The organism is Flavobacteriales bacterium (assembly GCA_020435415.1).
GTDB lineage: Bacteria > Bacteroidota > Bacteroidia > JACJYZ01 > JACJYZ01 > JACJYZ01.
Window position 1 is genome coordinate 1 of sequence record JAGQZQ010000162.1, and the last position, 2,457, is coordinate 2,457.

Annotated in this window: 5 protein-coding genes; all 5 read left to right on the forward strand. The window is 47.3% G+C overall.

What is annotated here, in order from left to right; translation table 11 throughout:
* Positions 1–142 precede the first annotated feature (142 nt).
* A complete protein-coding gene (locus KDD36_15035) occupies positions 143–799 on the forward strand; it encodes a heme exporter protein CcmB (protein ID MCB0397963.1) in 657 nt (218 codons plus the stop codon).
* Positions 800–818: 19 nt separating this feature from the next.
* Positions 819–1,481 carry a cytochrome c biogenesis protein CcsA gene (ccsA, locus tag KDD36_15040; GenBank protein ID MCB0397964.1) on the forward strand — a complete coding sequence of 221 codons (663 nt, stop codon included), beginning with the start codon at positions 819–821 and terminating at the stop codon, positions 1,479–1,481.
* The gene (locus KDD36_15045) at positions 1,478–1,696 is read left to right on the forward strand and encodes a CcmD family protein (protein MCB0397965.1); all 219 of its coding nucleotides are present in this window, start codon (positions 1,478–1,480) and stop codon (positions 1,694–1,696) included. Before ccsA ends, KDD36_15045 begins: the two co-directional genes overlap by 4 nt.
* Before the next feature lie 2 nt (positions 1,697–1,698).
* The gene (locus KDD36_15050; GenBank protein ID MCB0397966.1) at positions 1,699–2,115 is read left to right on the forward strand and encodes a cytochrome c maturation protein CcmE; all 417 of its coding nucleotides are present in this window, start codon (positions 1,699–1,701) and stop codon (positions 2,113–2,115) included.
* A 63-nt stretch (positions 2,116–2,178) separates the two neighbouring features.
* The coding region (locus KDD36_15055) for a hypothetical protein (protein ID MCB0397967.1) at positions 2,179–2,457 on the forward strand (279 nt) is incomplete at its 3' end.

The following is a 2,457-nucleotide window of genomic DNA, read 5'->3' on the forward strand; positions in this document are numbered from 1 at the left end:
AGCTGCCGTAGCAGCACTACAAATGATCAATTGCCAGAATAATAGACCTGTCAATCACTTAAAACATGCTTTGGCTGCCTAAGTGGTCAACGCGTTAACTACTAACTACTCAGTACTAACTACTATCCACTATCTTTGGCGCATGTTTAAGGAGATCCAATGGTTGTTGGCCAAGGAAATGAAAACCGAATGGAGGCAGCGTTATGCCACCGCCGGACTCTTGCTTTATGTGCTGTGTACGGTGTTCGTTTGCTACTTGTCCTTCCGTTTCCTGGATGATGCCACCACGTGGAATGCATTGTTCTGGGTGCTGGTCCTGTTTGGTGCCGTGAACGCAGGTGCACGTAGCTTTCTGCAGGAAAGTCCGGGACTGCAGTTATACTACTATGTCCTTGTCAGACCTCAGGCTGTGATCCTTTCAAAGACGATATACAACATGGTACTGCTGGTGTTGGTTTCATTGGCAAACTATGTCCTGATGACCATATTATTGGGCAATCCGGTTGAAGACAAATGGGCTTTCCTGTTGATATTGATCCCGGGAAGCAGCGGACTGGCAGGGGTGATCACCCTGGTTTCCGCCATTGCCGCCAGAGCCGGAAGGAACCCTGCACTGATGGCGATCCTGAGCTTTCCGTTGCTGATGCCTTTACTCATCACCCTGATCAAGGCTTCCCATTTTGCATTGATGGGAAAACCGGTAGGCGATTACATTGGTTTTTCCGGGGTACTTGTGCTCCTGAACATGATCATCATCACCCTATCCTATCTCTTATTTCCTTACCTTTGGAAAGAGTAACAATCATGAAAAAAGTTTGATGAAAAGACACTGGTGGAAATGGCTTGGCGTGATACTGGTAACCTATACCATTGTACAAGGTTTTCTGGGTGAGGTACCCAGGCTTCCCATTCTTCACGAGACCATTCGCAACCTTTATTTTCATGTGACGATGTGGTTTGCCATGATGTGCATGATGACCATCTCTCTGATCGGAAGCATCATGGTGCTTTCCCAACCGTTGAAAAAGCGTGACATCATGGCATCGGAATTTGCTTATACCGGTATGATGCTGGGTGTTCTCGGGCTGGTAACCGGAATGGTATGGGCCAAATACACCTGGGGCACCTGGTGGACATCGGACCCTCAACTGAACGGAGCCGCGATCACTATGCTTTCTTATGCTGCATATGCGGTATTGCGCAACGCCATCGATGACTCGGATAAACGGGCTCGCATAGCGGCTGTTTACAATATATTTGCTTATACCATGATGGTCGTGTTCATTGTGATCCTCCCTAAAACCGGAAATGTGGATTCGCTTCATCCCGGCAAAGGAGGTAATCCGGGCTTCAACACTTATGACCTGGACAACAACATGCGCATGGTATTTTACCCTGCCATCATCGGTTGGATTCTGGTGTCGGTATGGATTGCCAATCTTCGCATCCGTGTGAGAAAACTTCATAATTTTGAATCATGATTAAAAAGATACTCAGCCTGATATTGGCATTGATCTCACCATTTGTTTTGTTTGCACAATCCATGGGTGGAGATGTAGAGATGGCAGACGGGCTAAGGGCATCCGGGAAAATCTACATCGTGGTGATCGTGCTTTGCCTGATCTTCCTTGGGCTGGCCATATACATGTGGCGTTTAGACAAAAAGATTTCCAAACTGGAGAAACAATCTTCCTGATCATGAAAAGAACCCATATCATCGGCATCATTGTTATCGCAGTTGCGATCGGCGCCATTATCAGTACCATGGTGGATGCAAGCACTTATGTCACTTTTGAAGAAGCCATTTCCCACCCCAATTCCCGGGTGACCGTCGTTGGACAGCTGAATAAGCAAAAGGAATTGATCTATGAACCGGAGGTCAATCCCAATCTTTTCTCCTTTTATCTGGTGGATAAAGATGGAGAAGAGAGACAAGTGGATTTCAGTGGTGCCAAACCCCAGGATTTTGAGCGTTCAGAGCAGGTTGTGGTCATCGGTAAAATGCAGGGAGAGGTATTTATGGCTTCCAAATTACTGATGAAATGTCCATCCAAATACAATGATGGAAAACCCGGGGAAATGCAGGAATTCGAGGCGGTTTCAACACCTGCTTAAAACTTCCCCTTGACGGTTGCTGCGCGGGGACTTATATTTGCCTCCCCTGAAGGCAGGTAGGTTATGGAAGAAATGGTATATCACGGAGAACATCTCCTTCCCGGAACAATCGGAAAATCCTTCGTGTTCCTCGCATTTTGCGCAGCCCTCCTGGCGTCCATTGCCTATTTCCGCGCTACTTCATTACGCTTAAAGAATTCAGAATTCCAGTCGTGGGAGAAGCTTGGACAATGGTCGTTCCTTGCACACGCCCTTTCAGTGATCGGCATCGTGGCCACGTTGTTTTACATGATCAGCGGCCACATGTTCGAATACCACTATGTGTGGCAGCACTCCTCCTCC

What these genes read in the sequence shown, in the direction of transcription:
- KDD36_15035 (MCB0397963.1), top strand. Translation starts at nt 143, where the DNA reads ATGTTTAAGGAGATCCAATGGTTGTTGGCCAAGGAAATGAAAACCGAA.
- ccsA (MCB0397964.1), top strand. Translation starts at nt 819, where the DNA reads ATGAAAAGACACTGGTGGAAATGGCTTGGCGTGATACTGGTAACCTAT.
- KDD36_15045 (MCB0397965.1), top strand. Translation starts at nt 1,478, where the DNA reads ATGATTAAAAAGATACTCAGCCTGATATTGGCATTGATCTCACCATTT.
- KDD36_15050 (MCB0397966.1), top strand. Translation starts at nt 1,699, where the DNA reads ATGAAAAGAACCCATATCATCGGCATCATTGTTATCGCAGTTGCGATC.